The sequence below is a fragment of the Streptomyces sp. NPDC041135 genome (genome assembly GCF_055592085.1).
Genome location: NZ_JBVIYZ010000093.1, coordinates 1 through 2418, shown reverse-complemented (window position 1 = coordinate 2418; position 2418 = coordinate 1). Strand labels below are relative to the sequence as shown.

At 65.5% G+C, this 2418-nt stretch carries 1 protein-coding gene; it reads left to right on the top strand.

The genetic code is table 11. The annotated features are described in order from the left end of the window. Positions 1 to 1081: 1081 nt before the first annotated feature. On the top strand, positions 1082 to 2287 hold the full coding sequence (locus tag ACZ6CZ_RS37955) for a hypothetical protein (protein ID WP_469030665.1): 1206 nt from the start codon (positions 1082 to 1084) through the stop codon (positions 2285 to 2287). Positions 2288 to 2418 lie beyond the last annotated feature (131 nt).

Here is a 2418-nt window from a genome sequence, read left to right as displayed (position 1 = left end):
CTACGAGCGCAAAGCCGAACACTTCCTCGCCTTCACGAGCCTCGCATGCACCCTGATCTGCTACCGCAGGCTCGCCAAATGAGATGACCTCTAAGGCGTCCGTGGAGGTGGGGCGGGGACAGCGTCATCTCGGTGAGGATCAGGCACATCGGTACGTGTGTGGGCGGAGCAGCCGGAGGTAGCCGGTGACGCGCAGCTGGTCGCCGGGGGTGAGCTCGTGCAGCGCCTGGTGTGCCATCTGCGGGTCGGCAAAGCTGCAATCAGGACGGTCCCGCTATCGCCCGCCTTGTACGACGTGAAGTCTATTTGAATGAGGCATGCAGTGGACCAGTGGATGAGTCCTCTGATGTAAGGACGGGCAGTGTGTTGCCAAGATGCCGGGAGCAGTCCGCGTGATCCGCCGTTGAGTAAGTGGTGCCCATCCGTGCCCGCTCGGTCAGTGCGCATCATGGGGGCATGAGCGAGGGAGCTACACGCGAGAGACACATGAGCCGTTTCCCGAGTGCAGTCTGGTCGTCTGCAGATTCTCGGGGGGGGGGGTGACGCACCCGGACGTCGGCGCCTCCCCGGCTGCTGGGGCCTGTTCAACGCGTGGCTGCTGCGACGACTGCCCCAGCCGGGCTTGCACGACGCAGCACCCCGGAGTGCCGGCGCACCGGGTCCGCAGGCCGGTGGCCAAGCACCTGCTCAGCCTCTGCTAGCTCCTCGACGGGGGAAGCGGCCGGAGATCGCGGTGCTGTTCCTGCGCACCGTCCGGCAAACTTTCCCTTGCTTGCAGCCACCTGCCAGGTGCGACGCCGGAACCGTGGCCGACGTACTGGAGAGACGCCCGAACCACGCGGAGTAAGCAGAGTCGGCCTGGGAAGCGTCAACACCCGACAGCCACGGTGCGCGCCTTTTTCGACGAGGCCGCCGACCTCAGGAGGAGCCGACCGCGCTGACGCAGCGCGATGCGTACGGTCCAGCTTCCGGATGTACCGAATGGAGTGGGATCCGCGCCGGAGCAGCGCGCCGATGCTGGCAAGCGAATGCGTCCTGGAACCACGGGGAGGCTCACTCACCCATCCTCATTGGAGAGAACATGATCAAACAGTTAGTCATCGGAGCGGTGGCCCTGCTGGCCGCGCCCGGAGCAGGGCACGCCTCCACAATGGCATCGGGACCGGTCGGCAACCTCGCCGAGACCACGCCGAGCGCATACGTGACAGTCAGCCAGGCGGAAGCGAGGAGCGCGACGACGACGACCCTCGCGGACGCGAGCGTAACCAAATTCACCACGGCGCACCTGCAGCACGACGCGAAGGGGCAATGGACCGTGCTGCTCGTCCAGCCGAAATCCGCCATAGCCACCGGAGGCATCGCCCATGTCAGGGCCGCCGGGGACGGCTCCGCGGGGCAGTGCGTCAACACCGCAACCGGCGCCCTGTCGCTCTCGTGGACCTACGGGCCGGGAGACGTGCGTAAGGAGAGCGCTCTCGCCGTGCAGATCCAGTGCGGTGACCGGGCGGCTAACGCGATCGACACCGGGTTCCAGCTGGCGTTCTCAGCAGGCGGCGCGGAGGAGGGGAACCTCCAACAGAGCGCGTTTACGGTTCCTGTGCTGGAAGGTGTCGCAGTCCCGGCCGACACCTACACCAGCACCTCCCCCTCACCGAAGCCGATGGGCCGGTTCGAGGGCTCCAAAGGCAACGTGAACAAGTTTTCCGTGCTGCACTACCTCAATCCGGGCCTATCGCCACAAAACGTTCAGCTGACCTCGAACCAACTCGGCGACATCTGCTCGGTGCGCGGCAGAGAGCAGGCCGTGCCAGGAGTCACCGAGTTCGTGCTCATCGACTGCTTCAACACGCGCTCAGCGACGACCCCGAGCCCCTACGGACAGTTCTCCCTCTCCTTCTCCAACGACGCCAACATCATCGGTTCGCTGTACCGCAACTCCGACGCCCACCTGGCCATACCGGCGATCACGGCGAGCGGGACGGCCACCCCCAGGGAATACCGCAACCGGCTCTACGGCGGTTTTTGGTCCGCCCCGACCGTGATCCGCGGCTCCGCTCCGGGCGTGTACACCGTGCGCCTGCCAGGTCAGAACGAAGGAATCGGTTCGATCACCCGGGGTATTGGGCTGGCCACGCCGCTGGACGGCGAACGGGCCTGCTCGGTGCACGGCACGTCCGGATATCAGGACGGAAACGGGAAGGGTAAGCAGGTCACCGTCACCTGCCGGGATGAGAGCGGTGCGCCGTCCGATTCCGGGTTCGACCTGCAGTTCATGACCATGCAGTGAAGCTGCTCGACCGTTCTTCTCTGTGCGCTGACCGTCTGTCGGTGGTCTTCTAAAAGTGGACCAGTCTCCGACTTTGAGAATTGACCCCCTTCCGGGGTCTGGCTCGTTGAGCCAGACCGGGAGGATGGGTG